This window comes from Pseudomonas extremaustralis (assembly GCF_900102035.1).
In the GTDB taxonomy this organism is placed as follows: Bacteria; Pseudomonadota; Gammaproteobacteria; order Pseudomonadales; family Pseudomonadaceae; genus Aquipseudomonas; species Aquipseudomonas extremaustralis.
Genome location: NZ_LT629689.1, coordinates 3,610,980 through 3,624,420, shown reverse-complemented (window position 1 = coordinate 3,624,420; position 13,441 = coordinate 3,610,980). Strand labels below are relative to the sequence as shown.

Sequence of the window (13,441 nt, the reverse complement as noted above, 5' to 3'; positions counted from 1 at the left end):
TCGGCTCGAAAACCGCCAGTCGAGTGTTCCAAAAAATAAAGCCAGCAGGTAATAACAGACGCCTGAGGAAGCAGGGCTCCCTCAGGAGATAAGGTTAGTCAGGATTTAGATCTTTACTTCCGGAGCCGGTTTGTCGCTCGGGTTCTTGATCAGTTCCTTGACCTTGTCGCTCATCGGGAAGTTGAGGTTCAGGTTCTTGGGCGGGATCGGGCTTTCGAACCAGCGGCTGTAGATCTTGTTGATTTCGCCGGATTTGTACAGGCCGACAATGGCGTCGTCCACGGCTTTCTTGAAGGCTGGGTCGTCTTTGCGAACCATGCACGCGTAGGCTTCAAAGGACTGTGGCGTGCCGGTGATGACCCAGTCGTCCGGCTTCTTGGCCTTGGCTTCTTCACCGGCCAGCAGGGCGTCGTCCATCATGAATGCGACGGCGCGGCCGCTTTCCAGCATCTGGAAGGACTCGCCGTGGTCTTTGGCGGAGATGACGTTCATGCCCATCTGCTTGTCGGCGTTCATCGCCTTGATGATGCGCTCGGAGGTGGTACCGGCGGTGGTCACGACGTTCTTGCCTTTCAGATCAGCGAAATCGCTGTAGGACGGCTTGCCATCCTTGTCTTTCTTGACCAGCAGGCGGGTGCCGATTTCAAAGATGTTGGTGGTGAACGCGACTTGCTGGGCGCGTTCGGCGTTGTTGGTGGTGGAACCGCACTCGATGTCGACGGTGCCGTTCTGGACCAGCGGAATACGGGTCTGCGAAGTGACCAGGTTGTACTTGGCCTTCAGGTCGGGTTTGTTCAGGTCTTTTTTCAGGGCTTCAACGATGGCCAGCTGAATGTCGTGGGAGTAGCCCACGGGTTTACCCGAACCATCCGCGATGTAGGAAAACGGAATGGAACTGTCGCGGTGCCCGAGGGTGATGGTGCCGGAGTCGTTGATTTTTTTCAGCGTGCCGGTGAGTTCGGCGGCGAATACTGGAGTGCTGATCAGAGCAGCAGCGATAGCTGCGCCCAGGATGTGGGGAACGATGCGCATCAATACTTCCTCGACATTTGTTTTTTTTATGAAGCCGCTGAACGGCTCTCTTGTACAGCGAATGCCCGTGACGGCTCCTGAGGCGTCCAGGGCATCGTCTAGCAGTGTAGAGCATGAGTCGTGCCAGACCCGGTGTAAAAGACTAACTATTTGATTTGTAAGTATATTAAGTTTTGGTTGCGACGAATTTTCAGCTGTTGGGTACGGCAAACCGAATAGGCTGATGTATCGCGTTCGGAAAACCGAATGAAAGCCTGTGCATGAAAAAGCCCCTGGACCTCGCGGTGCAGGGGCTTTTGTACGAACGGTCTGTCAGGCTGCTTCGATCTTGCTGCGGCTTTGTTCGACCTTGCACAGATAACGCTGCAGGTTGTCCTGTTCTTGCGGGGTGGTGAACAGGCCGAGTTTGGTACGGCGCCACAGTATGTCCTGCGGTTGGGTGGCCCATTCTTCGGCACACAGGTAGTCGACTTCGCGGGTGTACAGGCCACCACCCAGATGGTCGCCCAGGTCAGCCAGCGATTGCACACCCTCCAGCAGGCGCCAGGTACGGCTGCCATAAGTAGTGGACCAGCGCCGCGCAATTTCCTTGGGAACCCAGTCGAATTTGCTGCGAATCGCTTCGGCCAGGGCTTCTGGCGTGGTCATGTCTTCGCCGCCGGGCAGGCTGGCGGTAGCGGTCCAGCTGGGACGCATCTGGGGGAAGTAGGGCGCCAACTGTGCCATGGCCGACTCGGCGAGCTTGCGGTAAGTGGTCAGCTTGCCACCGAACACCGACAGGATCGGCGCCTCGCCCGCGGTGCCGGAAAGCGACAAGGTGTAGTCGCGGGTGATGGCCGAGGGGTTATCCGACTCGTCGTTGCACAGTGGACGCACACCGGAGTAGGTGTGGACGATGTCATCGCGGCTCAGCTGCTTCTTGAAGTGCGCGTTGACCACCTTGAGCATGTAGTCGGTCTCGCCCTCGGTAATCGCCACTTTTGCCGGGTCGCCGGTGTATTCGCGGTCGGTGGTGCCGATGATGGTCAGGTCGTTCAGGTACGGAATCGTGAACACGATGCGTTGGTCTTCGTTCTGCAGGATATGCGCGTGGGCGCCTTCGTACAGTTTCGGCACGATCAGGTGGCTGCCCTGGATCAGACGGATGCCGTAGGGCGAATCCAGCTTCAAGTCTTCCTTGATGAACTTGGCCACCCACGGCCCGGCGGCGTTCACCAGCGCCTTGGCGCGGATCGAGAACAGGCTGCCATCGGCGCGTTCCATGTTCATTTCCCACAGGCCTCTGCTGCGGTGTGCACCGATGCAACGGGTCTGGGTATGAATGTGTGCGCCTTTTTCCCGGGCGGCCATGGCGTTGAGTACCACCAGGCGGGCGTCGTCGACCCAGCAGTCGGAGTACTCGAAACCTTTGGTGATTTCGCTTTTCAGTGGGCTGTCGGGGCCGAACTTGAGGCTTTTCGAGCCGGCCAGTTTTTCGCGTTTGCCCAGGTGGTCATACAGGAACAGACCTGCACGGATCATCCACGCCGGGCGCAGGTGCGGTTGGTGCGGCAGCACGAAGCGCATCTGTTTGACGATGTGCGGGGCCTTGGCCAATAGCACTTCACGTTCGGCGAGGGCTTCGCGCACCAGGCGGAACTCGTAATGTTCGAGGTAACGCAGGCCACCGTGGATCAGCTTGCTGCTGGCCGAAGAGGTGTGGCTGGCCAGGTCGTCCTTTTCGCAAAGGAATACCGACAAACCGCGCCCGGCTGCGTCTGCTGCAATACCGACGCCATTGATCCCGCCGCCGATAACGGCGACGTCATAGACTTCGGCAAGCGGTGGAGCAGGCAAGGTAAAAGGGTTCATCGGCTGGCCTCGCGATCTTTTCGTATTGGAAATCGAACATTAATGTTCATTTGCGAAAATGGTAGCTGATAAACGCGAACACAGCCACCCGCATTCGATTGAAAATACTCATCGAAGGGCAGGAAAAGGAAAATTTATGAACATGAGCTCAGGGGCAGGATTCAGAAATGGGCTTTCTGATGGCGCATCATCGGGAGCAAGCCCCCACATTCGACTAGGTTCCGACATGGGGGCTCGGTGTGGGAGGGGGGCTACTCCCGATAGCGTCAGTACAGGCGCTACACGACCTCCAGCCGAACCTTATGCTGGTTCAACAGCTGCACCAGCGCCGGCACCGGCTCCTGATCAGTCACCAGGCAGTCCACCAGGCTGATCGGCCCCAGGCGAATCATGGCATTGCGCCCGAACTTGCTGGAGTCGGCCGCCAGGATCACCTTGCGCGCATTGGCGATGATCGCTTGGGAAACCCGTACTTCCTGGTAATCGAAGTCGAGCAGGCTGCCGTCTTCGTCGATACCGCTGATCCCCACCAGGGCGAAGTCGACCTTGAACTGGTTGATGAAGTCGACACTGGCCTGGCCCACCACGCCGCCGTCACGGCGCACGTTACCGCCGGTCAGCAGCACATCGAAGTCGTCCTTGGCACTGAGCATGGTGGCGACATTGAGGTTGTTGGTGATGATTTTCAGGTGGTTGTGATTGAGCAGCGCCCGCGCGATGGATTCGGTGGTGGTGCCAATGTTGATGAACAGCGAGGCGTTATCGGGGATTTGCGCGGCGATGGCTTCGCCGATGCGCTGTTTCTCGTCGCGCATCTGGTCGGCCCGCATGGCGTACGCGGTGTTCTCGACGCTGGAGTCATAGGCCGCGCCGCCGTGGTAGCGACGCAGCAGATTGGCGTCCGCCAGTTGGTTGATATCGCGGCGGATGGTTTGCGGGGTGACAACGAATAGCTGCGCCATTTCCTCGATACTGACATAGCCGCGTTCGCGGACCAGTTCGAGGATTTGTTGCTGGCGGGGAGGCAGATTCATGGGGCGTCCTTTGGGCTGCCATACAAAAGTGGCCCATGATGACGCAGGAATCCGCTCCCTGCCAGTTACAACCCTATATGGGGTCGGCGCAGTGCTTATTCAGCGCCTTCGTGGGGCTCCCAGTCACGGGTGCGGCTCACTGCCTTTTGCCAGCCGGCGTAGAGTTTCTCCTTGGCAGTTTCTTCCAGCTGAGGTTCGAAGAAGCGCTCGATCACCGCCTTATCGCGCAATTCTTCCAGGCTGCCCCAGAAACCGCACGCCAGGCCAGCCAGGTAGGCCGCGCCGAGTGCCGTGGTTTCGCGCATTTGCGGGCGCTCGACCTGGGTGCCGAGGATGTCGGCCTGGAATTGCATCAGGAAGTTGTTGGCCACCGCACCGCCGTCCACGCGCAGGGACTTGAGGCGTTCGCCGGAATCCTGCTGCATGGCGTCCAATACGTCGCGGGTCTGGTAGGCAATCGACTCCAGGGCTGCGCGAATAATGTGATCCACGCGTACGCCGCGGGTCAGGCCGAACAGCGCGCCACGGGCGTAGGGGTCCCAGTACGGAGCGCCCAGGCCGGTGAAGGCCGGGACCAGGTACACGCCGTTGCTGTCCTTGACCTTGCCGGCGAAGTATTCGGTGTCGTGGGCGTCATTGATGATTTTCAGTTCATCGCGCAGCCACTGCACGGTGGAACCGCCGTTGAAGACCGCACCTTCGAGGGCGTAAGCCACTTCGCCACGAGGGCCGCAGGCGATGGTGGTGAGCATGCCGTGCTTGGATTTCACTGCCTTGTCGCCGGTGTTCATCAGCAGGAAGCAGCCGGTGCCATAGGTGTTCTTGGCCTGGCCGGCTTCCACGCACATCTGGCCGAACAGTGCCGCTTGCTGGTCACCGGCAATACCGCCGATGGCAATGCCGCTCTTGGTGCGGCCGTAGATTTCCGAGGAGGATTTGACTTGCGGCAGCATTTCCCGCGGAACGTCGAGGATCTCCAGCATCTTCCCATCCCACTCCAGGGTGTGGATGTTGAAGAGCATGGTGCGCGAGGCGTTGGTGTAGTCGGTGACGTGGGTCTTGCCGCCGGTAAATTTCCAGATCAGCCAGCTGTCGACGGTGCCGAACAGCAGCTCGCCGTTACGCGCGCGCTCGCGGCTGCCTTCGACGTTATCGAGAATCCACTTGAGCTTGGTGCCGGAGAAGTACGGGTCGGTGACCAGGCCGGTGGTGTCGCTGATGTATTGCTCGTGGCCATCGCGCTTGAGCTGCTGGCAGATCTCGGTGCTGCGGCGGCACTGCCAGACAATCGCGTTGTAGATCGGACGGCCGGTGACCTTGTCCCAGACCACGGTGGTTTCACGCTGGTTGGTGATGCCGATGGCGGCGACCTGGTCATGGTGCAGGCCGGCCTGGGCCAGGGCTTCGACCATCACCGCGCTCTGGGTGGCGAAGATCTCCATCGGGTCATGCTCGACCCAGCCGGCCTGTGGGTAATGCTGGGCGAATTCACGCTGGGCAGTGCAGACCACGTTGGCGTCACGATCAAAGATGATCGCCCGGGAACTGGTGGTGCCCTGATCGAGGGCAATGATGTAGTTCTTATTCTGAATGTCGGTCATGTCAATTGCCTTGGACGAAATAAGGAAGTCGGAAATCAGCCTGGACCGCGAAGGGCAGGGGGATCAGGCTGGCGCTTTCAGGAAATACGAGTTTTGCCGTTGACAGCCGTGTCAGTTGTTTCAGCGATAGCAGGTGCGGCGCTCGGCAGATGGCGGGCGATCAGCCCGCGATAGGCCGCGGCGCCGAGGCATGCGCCGACAATCGGCGCGAAGATCGGAATCAGGAAGTAAGGAATATCACGGCCGCCGGTAAAGGCTATTTCACCCCAGCCGGCGAAAAAGGTCATCAGCTTGGGCCCGAAGTCCCGCGCCGGGTTCATCGCAAAGCCGGTCAAGGGGCCCATGGCGCTGCCAATCACCGCGATCAGCAGGCCGATCAGTAGGGGCGCCAGCGGGCCGCGGGGCAAGCCGTTGTTATCGTCGGTCAGGGCCATGATCACGCCCATGAGGATCGCCGTGATGACCACTTCCACCAGGAACGCTTGGGCCGTGCTCAGCAGGGCATGGGGGTAGGTGGAGAACACCGAGGCCAATTCCAGGCTGGCTTGAGTGCCGCGTACCAAGTGGTGGGTTTGTTCGTAATCGAAAAACAGGTTGCTGTAGAGGGTGTACACCAAGGCCGCCGAACAAAAGGCGCCGGCGACTTGGGCGAGGATATAGAAGGGCAGTTTGCGCTTGTCGAAGTCGGCGAAAATACACAGGGCGATACTCACCGCCGGGTTGAGGTGAGCCCCGGAAATCCCGGCGCTCAGGTAGATCGCCATGCTCACGCCGATCCCCCAGATGATACTGATTTCCCACAAGCCAAAGCTGGCACCCGCGACCTTGAGCGCAGCGACACAGCCGGTACCGAAGAAGATCAGAAGCGCAGTCCCCAGGAATTCGGCCATGCATTGGCTCGAAAGTGAAGGCTGTTGAAGAGCAGTTGTCATGGAAAACCTCGATTGTTGTTCTTGTCTGGCGTTTGGCCTCATCGTGCCATGCGCGATTTTCACCGTGGAGGAGATCCCCATCTCCGACACGGCTTACTGCTCGAATCCCGTGAGTCTATTCCTACAGGATTCGGAAACGAAAAAATATAGACAAGAATCACGGCTGTCAAAGGTCGAAAGTGAACCATCGGTCACTTTCAAAGTATTAGCCTGATGAATGATCACGCTTATTCCATCCAAGGCGTACCCCAGGCACGGGCGCGCTAGAGCGTTTTGTGCGCGCTTGGCCTAGAATTGGCCACCTGTTTGCCACGCCTGGAGACGCCATGACCCCTGCATTGGATTTGTTGAAAAAAGTTCGCGCCGAACATCGCATCCACAGTTATGAACACGATCCCAAGGCCGCTTCATATGGCCTGGAGGCCGCGGAAAAATTGGGCCTCGACCCGGCACAGGTATTCAAGACCTTGCTGGCCAGCAGCGAAAAGGGCGAATTATTGGTGGCCGTGGTGCCGGTCGTCGGAAGTCTGGACTTGAAAGCGCTGGCCCACGCGGCAGGGGTGAAGAAAGTCGAGATGGCCGATCCGGCGGCGGCGCAGCGCTCGACCGGTTACCTGTTGGGAGGCATCAGCCCGCTGGGACAGAAGAAGCGTTTGCGCACCTTTATCGATGTCAGTGCGCAGCCGTTCGCGACGATTTTTGTCAGTGCCGGGAGGCGGGGGTTGGAAGTCGAACTGCCCGCTGCGGTGCTGGCTGAGCATACCCAAGCCAAATTCGCGGAAATTGGCCGGGCATGAGTGGGTATCAGGCCGGGCTGTAGCGTCTCACGCCGGAGTCGGATCGAGGTATCTGCGCCGCGACGCTGCCGGAAGCCTGGAACAGCACCAGGTGTTCGGCGGCGACACGAATGCCCACCAGCGCGCCCACCTGATGATCGGCATGGCTGGGAAAAATCGATTCCAGCTGTGCGCCGGTCGGCAGCTGCAGGCGGTACAAGGTCGATGCGCCGAGGAATGTCTTGCCGACGATCCGCGCGTTCAACGGACTGTCGGGCGCATAGACGATGTCATCCGGACGCAGTAATACATCCACCGCGCCGCCGGTCGGCCAGGTGTACGCGCGATTACCGCGCAGATCGCCCAGCTCGGTGCTCACGGACTCTGGCGAACTCAATTGACCGCGAATGAAATAGCCCTGGCCGATAAAGCTGGCGACGTAGGGCGTCTGCGGTTCGTGATAGAGGTTGTAGGGCGTGTCCCACTGCTCAAGGCGACCTTCCTTGAAAACGCCGACCTGATCACTGACAGCGAACGCCTCTTCCTGATCATGGGTCACCAGGATCGCGCTGGTGCCCCGTGCCTTGAGGATCTCGCGCACCTCGAGGCTGAGCTTGCGTCGCAGTTCGCCGTCGAGGTTGGAGAACGGTTCGTCCAGCAGCAGCAGTTGTGGTTCCGGTGCCAATGCACGGGCAAGGGCGACGCGTTGCTGCTGGCCACCGGAAAGCTCATGGGGGAAACGCTTGCCCAGGCTCTTCAGGTTGACCAGTTCCAGCAGTTCGGCGACCACTCGATCTTTTTGCGGGTGTTTGCGGATACCGAAGGCAATGTTGTCGGCCACGCTGAGGTGGGGAAACAGTGCGTAGTCCTGGAACACCATGCCGATACGACGTTTCTCCGGTGCCAGGGTAAATCCGGCACTGGAGATGACTTCACCGGCCAGGCTGATCTCGCCTTCGTGCACCGGCTCGAATCCGGCGATCGCGCGCAAGGTCGTGGTTTTGCCGCATCCCGATGAGCCCAACAGGCAGCCGATGTCGCCGGCGTTGAGGTGCAGATTGAGGTTCTGCACCACCCGTTGGTCCTGATAGCCGCATGCCAGATTGCGCAGATTCAGCAGTAACGGCTGGCTCATGCGTGGTGGTATGAAGGCGGGACGAGAAATTCGAGCAGGGCCTTTTGCGCGTGCAGGCGGTTTTCCGCTTGGTCCCAGGCTACCGAGCGCGGATCGTCGAGCAGGTCGAGGCTGATTTCTTCGCCACGGTGGGCAGGCAGGCAGTGCATGAAGAGCACGTCCGGCGCGGCCAGGTCGAGCAGGGCGCGGGTGACCTGGAACGGCGCAAACAGCTTCAGGCGCTTGGCGGTTTCGTCTTCCTGGCCCATGGAGGTCCAGACGTCGGTGCTGACCAGGTGCGCGCCCACCACTGCATCCTTTGGATCGCGCAGGATTTGCACGCGGGCACCTGCCTTGGCGAGGAATTCGGCGGACGGTTCGAAGCCTTCCGGGCAGGCGATGCGCAGGTGGAAGTCGAACTGGATCGCCGCTTCTATATAGCTGTTGCACATGTTGTTGCCGTCGCCGATCCAGGCCACGGTCTTGCCCTGGATCGAGCCACGGTGCTCGAGGAAGGTCTGCATGTCGGCCAGCAACTGGCAGGGGTGCAGGTCATCGGACAGGCCGTTGATCACCGGTACGCGGGAGTTGGCGGCGAATTCGGTCAGGGTGCTGTGGGCGAAGGTACGGATCATCACCGCATCGAGCATGCGCGACATGACGATCGCGCAATCGCTGATCGGCTCGCCACGGCCCAGTTGGGTGTCACGGGGCGACAGGAAAATCGCCTGGCCGCCCAGCTGGATCATGCCGGCCTCGAAGGACAAGCGGGTGCGGGTCGACGACTTCTCGAAAATCATGCCGAGTACGCGGTTTTTCAACGGCTCGAACAGTACGCCGCGGTTACGCAGGTCTTTAAGCTCAATGCCTCGACGGATCACGCTGACCAGCTCTTCGGGCGTGCAATCCATCAGGGAGAGAAAGTGCCTTGCGCTCATCATTAACTACCTTTTTGCAACAGACCGCAGATACTCAAAGCCTTGTTTATTGTGAAAACGGGCGAGACCTGCGGCGAAAGCCGCACGGGGCGACGAAATGGGGGAAGGCGCGATCTTATAATTAAATGTCGCGTCTTACCAATAGGGCTACGGTTTCGGGGGCGTTCAAGAAGGGCGCGAAAGCGCTTTTGAAGACGATTTCCAGACAGCAGCGGGTCATTTGTACACTGGCGTCGCAACCTTTTGCAATGCGCGGAGGCGAGCCCAGGCTGGATCGCGTCGGTTTGATGGCGGGTGTGGGCGCTTTTGAAACATTTGCTAACCCTTACCCATGGCCTGGCCTGATGCCCATGGATTCACGGGACGAACCTTACTGGCGCCCCTGTCAGTCGCAGGCCATAGTTGGGCCAAAGCCCCTATAAAGAGACTGGCCATGACCAAGACTCTCCATCACCGTGCCTGCCATCTGTGTGAAGCCATCTGTGGCCTGACCCTGGAAACCACCCAAGCCGACGACGGCAGCCTGGCGATCACCTCGATCAAGGGCGATGCGCTGGATACGTTCAGCCGCGGGCATATCTGCCCCAAGGCCGTGGCGCTGCAGGACATTCAGAATGATCCCGACCGCCTGCACCAACCCATGTTGCGGGTGGGCAGCGAATGGCGGCCGATCCCGTGGGAGGACGCCTTTGCACTGGTCGCCGAGCGACTGGCCGGCATTCAGGCGCGGCATGGACAGAATGCGGTGGCGGTGTACCAAGGCAACCCCAGCGTGCACAACTACGGGTTGATGACCCACAGCAACTACTTCCTTGGCCTGCTCAAGACACGTAACCGGTTTTCCGCGACGTCGGTCGACCAGTTGCCCCATCACCTCACCAGCCACCTCATGTACGGTCATGGCCTGTTATTGCCGATCCCGGACATCGACCATACCGACTTCATGCTGATCCTGGGTGGCAACCCGCTGGCATCCAACGGCAGCATCATGACCGTGCCCGACGTGGAGAAGCGCCTCAAGGCCATTCAGGCCCGTGGCGGCAAAGTGGTAGTGGTCGATCCACGGCGCAGCGAGACGGCCGCGATTGCCGATCAGCATCTTTTCGTGCGACCTGGCGGCGATGCGGCGCTGCTGTTCGGGGTGCTCAACACATTGTTTGCCGAAAACCTGACCCGTGACAGTCACTTGCCAGTCGACGGCCTGGAGGACGTGCGCCGCGCAATCGCCGGGTTTACCGCCGAGGCCATGAGCCGCCAGTGTGCGGTGCCTGCCGAGCAGATTCGCCAATTGGCGCGTGACTTTGCCGCAGCGGACAAAGCGGTGTGTTATGGACGCATGGGGGTATCGACCCAGGCGTTTGGCACTTTGTGTCATTGGTTGGTGCAGTTGATCAACCTGGTGACAGGGAACCTGGATCGGGTCGGCGGCGCGTTATGCACGACGCCGGCGGTGGACTTGGTGGCGTCGACCGGCGGCGGGCATTTCAATCGCTGGCAGAGCCGTGTGTCGGGGCGTCCGGAGTATGGTGGCGAGTTGCCGGTGTCGGCCTTGGCTGAAGAAATGCTCACCGATGGCGAAGGGCAGATCCGCGCCCTGATCACTGTGGCTGGCAATCCGGTGCTGTCGACGCCGAATGGTCGCCAGTTGGAGCAGGCCCTGGACGGGCTGGAATTCATGGTCAGCGTCGACCTCTATATCAACGAAACGACGCGTTATGCCGACCTGATCCTGCCGTCCACGTCGGCGCTGGAAAACGATCATTACGACACCACCTTCAATATGTTCGCGGTGCGCAATGTAACCCGTTTCAATCGTGCGATCTTGCCCAAACCTGCGGGCGCGTTGCATGACTGGGAAATCTTCGTCGGCTTGGCCGAGGCGTTTGCCGCGCACACAGGGATTGCGCTCAAGCCGACCCTGTCACCGGCGCAAATGATCGACTTGGGGCTGCGCGCTGGCGTGTATGGCGATGCGTCCAGCCACAAATTGTCGGTGGCGATGCTCGCCGAATACCCCCATGGCGTGGATTTGGGGCCGCTCAAGCCCAATCTGGCCGCACGCTTGAAAACCGCCGATGGCAAAGTGCAGGCAGCGCCGGCGGTGATCCTGGCGGACCTCGCGCGCTTTGCGGCGCAACCGTTGCCACTGGTCGACGAACTGCTATTGATCGGTCGGCGGCATGTGCGCAGCAATAATTCCTGGATGCATAACTATCACCGGCTGGTGAAAGGTAAGCCTCGGCACCAGTTGCACATGCATCCCGATGACCTTGCCCATCGGCAGTTGAGTGATGGCCAGCGGGTGCGGGTGAGTTCGCGGATCGGCATGATCGAGGTGGAAGTCGTGGCCAGCCTGGACATGATGCCCGGTGTGGTCAGCCTGCCTCACGGCTGGGGCCACGGTCGCCCTGGGGTGCAGATGACCATCGCCAGCGGTCAGCCGGGGGCGAGCGCCAACGACTTGACCGACGAGCGGCAATTGGACGAATTGTCGGGCAACGCGGCGTTGAATGGCGTGCCGGTACAGGTAGCGGCCGCTTAAGGCGCCTGAGCACCGCGCTGGGATTTTGCGTTACAATGCGCCACCGTGCCGACCTGTGAGTCGCAAAGTTCCAGCCGAGGTGTTCCATGGATATCATCGAAACGATCAAAGAGCAGATTGCCAACAACACCATTCTGCTTTACATGAAGGGCTCTCCCAATGCCCCGCAGTGCGGTTTCTCCGCGAAGGCGTCCCAAGCCATCATGAAATGTGGCGAGAAATTCGCTTATGTGGATATCCTGCAAAACCCGGAAATTCGCGCCAACCTGCCGAAGTACGCCAACTGGCCGACGTTCCCGCAACTGTGGGTAGCCGGTGAACTGGTCGGCGGCAGCGACATCATCACTGAAATGTTCGAGAACGGTGAGTTGCAGACGTTGGTCAAAGACGCAGCAGCAAAAGCGGCAGCCAAGACTGAAGCTTGATCGACCTGCAATGAAAAGCCCCGCTTCTCATCCGAGAGCGGGGCTTTTTCATGCTTTCAATGTAGGAGCGAGCTTGCTCGCGAAATACTCAAAGACGCCGCGTTCATCCTGAATGCACGCGTTATCGTTGACGCTCTTCGCGAGCAAGCTCGCTCCTACAATGAATAGGGGTTATTCGCCCATCTGCGATTGCAGGTAGTTTTCCAGGCTGACTTTGTCGATCAGGCCCAGTTGGGTTTCCAGCCAGTCGATATGTTCTTCCTGGTCTTCCAGGATATCTTCCAGCAGTTCGCGGCTGCCGAAGTCGGCTTTGGTTTCGCAATGCGCAATGGCGGCCTTGATGTCGCTGTGGCTCTTGCGCTCAAAACCCAGGTCGCTGCTGATCATTTCCTGGGTGTGCTCGCCGATGTTCAGCTTGCCCAGGTCCTGCACGTTCGGCAGGCCTTCCAGGAACAGGATGCGCTTGATCAGCGCGTCGGCGTCCTTCATGGCCTTGATGGATTCTTTGTATTCACGTTTGCCGAGCTTTTCCAGGCCCCAGTCGTCATACATGCGCGCATGCAGGAAGTACTGATTGATCGCGACCAGTTCATTGGCAAGGATTTTGTTGAGTTGCTGGATGACTGAGATGTCGCCTTTCATGACTGGGGTCCTGCCCTGTAATAGCTGTATATAGGCCGGAGTTTGAGCGGCGCACACTCGAGTGTCAAACCTAAGTTATTGAATAGTAAATGGAAATTAATCGGAATAAGAATGTTTGTATTCCGCGTCTTGGGGCTAACTGATTGAATTGCGGGCATAAAAAAACCGGACATAAGTCCGGTTCTTCAAAATACGTCTATTTAAGCGTGTGTAAATTCTGCTGAATAGGGGAGCGCGGCCTGAGCTGTTTGCAACTGCGTCAGGGTTTCCCGTACCACTTGCTTGGCAAGGCAAGCACATTTGCCGCACTGGCTGGCAACGCCAGTGGTTTCACGCACTTCCTTGTAGCTGCAGCAACCTTCGTAGATTGCTTCGCGGATTTGTCCGTCGGTGACGCCGGTACACAGGCACACATACATAAGGGAGAACCGTCGCGGTTTAAGGCTTGAGTGCGGTGGATCTTAATGTTAACGAGAATGATTGTCAAAGTAGAATCGCAGGGAATTGTCGGGCACCGCCCGTGCGCTGACGAACGGTTTTTTCCGTGTATGATG

The 13,441-nt window shown here is 59.3% G+C and carries 12 protein-coding genes; 3 read left to right on the top strand and 9 right to left on the bottom strand.

Translation table 11 applies throughout. The features are described from left to right. Positions 1-105: 105 nt before the first annotated feature. From BLR63_RS16795 to BLR63_RS16775, 5 genes are all read right to left on the bottom strand, one after another. Positions 106-1,032 carry a glutamate/aspartate ABC transporter substrate-binding protein gene (locus BLR63_RS16795; RefSeq protein WP_010564126.1) on the bottom strand — a complete coding sequence of 309 codons (927 nt, stop codon included), beginning with the start codon at positions 1,030-1,032 and terminating at the stop codon, positions 106-108. 312 nt (positions 1,033-1,344) lie between these two features. Beyond that, positions 1,345-2,883 carry a glycerol-3-phosphate dehydrogenase gene (gene glpD, locus BLR63_RS16790; protein WP_010564127.1) on the bottom strand — a complete coding sequence of 513 codons (1,539 nt, stop codon included), beginning with the start codon at positions 2,881-2,883 and terminating at the stop codon, positions 1,345-1,347. A gap of 278 nt (positions 2,884-3,161) precedes the next feature. Next, on the bottom strand, positions 3,162-3,917 hold the full coding sequence (locus BLR63_RS16785; RefSeq protein ID WP_010564128.1) for a DeoR/GlpR family transcriptional regulator: 756 nt from the start codon (positions 3,915-3,917) through the stop codon (positions 3,162-3,164). Positions 3,918-4,012: 95 nt separating this feature from the next. Further along, the gene (glpK, locus tag BLR63_RS16780) at positions 4,013-5,518 is read right to left on the bottom strand and encodes a glycerol kinase GlpK (RefSeq protein ID WP_010564129.1); all 1,506 of its coding nucleotides are present in this window, start codon (positions 5,516-5,518) and stop codon (positions 4,013-4,015) included. 77 nt (positions 5,519-5,595) lie between these two features. After that, a complete protein-coding gene (locus BLR63_RS16775; RefSeq protein WP_010564130.1) occupies positions 5,596-6,450 on the bottom strand; it encodes an MIP/aquaporin family protein in 855 nt (284 codons plus the stop codon). Positions 6,451-6,776: 326 nt separating this feature from the next. Here BLR63_RS16775 and ybaK point away from each other — a divergent pair, with 326 nt between their 5' ends. Beyond that, on the top strand, positions 6,777-7,247 hold the full coding sequence (gene ybaK, locus BLR63_RS16770; protein ID WP_010564131.1) for a Cys-tRNA(Pro) deacylase: 471 nt from the start codon (positions 6,777-6,779) through the stop codon (positions 7,245-7,247). A 7-nt stretch (positions 7,248-7,254) separates the two neighbouring features. On the opposite strand, the gene BLR63_RS16765 is transcribed toward ybaK, so the two are convergent. Continuing rightward, a complete protein-coding gene (locus BLR63_RS16765; RefSeq protein ID WP_010564132.1) occupies positions 7,255-8,361 on the bottom strand; it encodes an ABC transporter ATP-binding protein in 1,107 nt (368 codons plus the stop codon). After that, the gene (argF, locus tag BLR63_RS16760; RefSeq protein ID WP_010564133.1) at positions 8,358-9,278 is read right to left on the bottom strand and encodes an ornithine carbamoyltransferase; all 921 of its coding nucleotides are present in this window, start codon (positions 9,276-9,278) and stop codon (positions 8,358-8,360) included. Before argF ends, BLR63_RS16765 begins: the two co-directional genes overlap by 4 nt. Positions 9,279-9,711: 433 nt before the next feature. On the opposite strand from argF, the gene BLR63_RS16755 reads away from it, so the two are divergent. Together BLR63_RS16755 and grxD are read left to right on the top strand one after the other, a co-directional pair. Further along, on the top strand, positions 9,712-11,820 hold the full coding sequence (locus BLR63_RS16755; protein WP_010564134.1) for a molybdopterin oxidoreductase family protein: 2,109 nt from the start codon (positions 9,712-9,714) through the stop codon (positions 11,818-11,820). A gap of 86 nt (positions 11,821-11,906) precedes the next feature. Further along, positions 11,907-12,245 carry a Grx4 family monothiol glutaredoxin gene (gene grxD, locus BLR63_RS16750; protein WP_010564135.1) on the top strand — a complete coding sequence of 113 codons (339 nt, stop codon included), beginning with the start codon at positions 11,907-11,909 and terminating at the stop codon, positions 12,243-12,245. Between the two features lie 171 nt (positions 12,246-12,416). Here the strand turns inward: grxD and bfr are convergent, their stop codons facing one another. Continuing rightward, positions 12,417-12,887 (bottom strand): bacterioferritin, encoded by a 471-nt coding sequence (gene bfr, locus BLR63_RS16745; protein ID WP_010564136.1) that lies wholly within the window; start codon positions 12,885-12,887, stop codon positions 12,417-12,419. Positions 12,888-13,087: 200 nt separating this feature from the next. Further along, on the bottom strand, positions 13,088-13,306 hold the full coding sequence (locus BLR63_RS16740; protein WP_010564137.1) for a bacterioferritin-associated ferredoxin: 219 nt from the start codon (positions 13,304-13,306) through the stop codon (positions 13,088-13,090). Between the last annotated feature and the right edge of the window lie 135 nt (positions 13,307-13,441).

Bases quoted from the DNA above. Each gene is read 5' to 3' on its own strand.
- BLR63_RS16795 (WP_010564126.1), bottom strand. From the start codon at position 1,032: ATGCGCATCGTTCCCCACATCCTGGGCGCAGCTATCGCTGCTGCTCTG.
- glpD (WP_010564127.1), bottom strand. From the start codon at position 2,883: ATGAACCCTTTTACCTTGCCTGCTCCACCGCTTGCCGAAGTCTATGAC.
- BLR63_RS16785 (WP_010564128.1), bottom strand. From the start codon at position 3,917: ATGAATCTGCCTCCCCGCCAGCAACAAATCCTCGAACTGGTCCGCGAA.
- glpK (WP_010564129.1), bottom strand. From the start codon at position 5,518: ATGACCGACATTCAGAATAAGAACTACATCATTGCCCTCGATCAGGGC.
- BLR63_RS16775 (WP_010564130.1), bottom strand. From the start codon at position 6,450: ATGACAACTGCTCTTCAACAGCCTTCACTTTCGAGCCAATGCATGGCC.
- ybaK (WP_010564131.1), top strand. From the start codon at position 6,777: ATGACCCCTGCATTGGATTTGTTGAAAAAAGTTCGCGCCGAACATCGC.
- BLR63_RS16765 (WP_010564132.1), bottom strand. From the start codon at position 8,361: ATGAGCCAGCCGTTACTGCTGAATCTGCGCAATCTGGCATGCGGCTAT.
- argF (WP_010564133.1), bottom strand. From the start codon at position 9,278: ATGAGCGCAAGGCACTTTCTCTCCCTGATGGATTGCACGCCCGAAGAG.
- BLR63_RS16755 (WP_010564134.1), top strand. From the start codon at position 9,712: ATGACCAAGACTCTCCATCACCGTGCCTGCCATCTGTGTGAAGCCATC.
- grxD (WP_010564135.1), top strand. From the start codon at position 11,907: ATGGATATCATCGAAACGATCAAAGAGCAGATTGCCAACAACACCATT.
- bfr (WP_010564136.1), bottom strand. From the start codon at position 12,887: ATGAAAGGCGACATCTCAGTCATCCAGCAACTCAACAAAATCCTTGCC.
- BLR63_RS16740 (WP_010564137.1), bottom strand. From the start codon at position 13,306: ATGTATGTGTGCCTGTGTACCGGCGTCACCGACGGACAAATCCGCGAA.